Annotated in this window: 1 protein-coding gene; it reads right to left on the bottom strand. The window is 56.9% G+C overall.

Annotated elements, in window-relative coordinates:
• Positions 1-141: 141 nt before the first annotated feature.
• Positions 142-375, bottom strand: a complete 234-nt coding sequence (locus JNK74_29300) for a twin-arginine translocase TatA/TatE family subunit (protein MBL7650273.1) — start codon at positions 373-375, stop codon at positions 142-144.
• Between the last annotated feature and the right edge of the window lie 254 nt (positions 376-629).

The following is a 629-nucleotide window of genomic DNA, read 5'->3' as shown; positions in this document are numbered from 1 at the left end:
GTGGATTGTAGCATAGCGGCCCAGGGTGATCAAGATGTCGGGTCGTTTGTGCGCGGACGGTGTGCGGATATGGAAATGCGAACACCACCACACCCGGGGCGGCATTCGCATCGAAATGGCTGTTTACGACGCGCGTCCGCGTTATTCCGCCTCATCCCGCGCAGCATCGTTGACTTCGTCCTCGTCCTCGGCCTTCTTCGAGCGACCTTTGACTTCCTTGGGCTTTTCGTCCTTTTCCTGGGGCTTCACGGCATCCTTGAATTCGGTTATGGCCTCGCCCAGCGAGCGTCCCACCCCGGAAATCTTGGAGCCGCCGAAGACCAGCAGGCAGATTATCATGATGACGACCAACTCAGTCATACCAAGTCCAAACATCGAAATTCTCCTGTTGCCTGCAAGTCTCAGGCGTGAGTCCCTTTGAATGGGGACGTAAAGCTATCGCGGCGCATGTCAAACAACATAGCGCCGTCGCGCCCTTCTTAAGGTATCGGCCAGGCGGCCTCTGCAGGCGTGCGGCGACAGGTAGGAGTGTAAACGTACCAGGGGCGGCGCGGGGAGAGGTCTTCTGCCAGTGGGCACTACTGTATTGCGGACATTATAGAAGGTGTCCGAAGTCAATACAAGTATTC

It is taken from the genome of Candidatus Hydrogenedentota bacterium (assembly GCA_016791475.1).
Taxonomy (GTDB): domain Bacteria; phylum Hydrogenedentota; class Hydrogenedentia; order Hydrogenedentales; family JAEUWI01; genus JAEUWI01.
The sequence above is the reverse complement of the archived record's forward strand: the minus strand, read 5'-3'. Positions and strand labels throughout refer to the sequence as shown.

Excerpts from the sequence above, each read along its gene's own strand:
- JNK74_29300 (MBL7650273.1), bottom strand. The coding sequence starts at position 375 with ATGTTTGGACTTGGTATGACTGAGTTGGTCGTCATCATGATAATCTGC.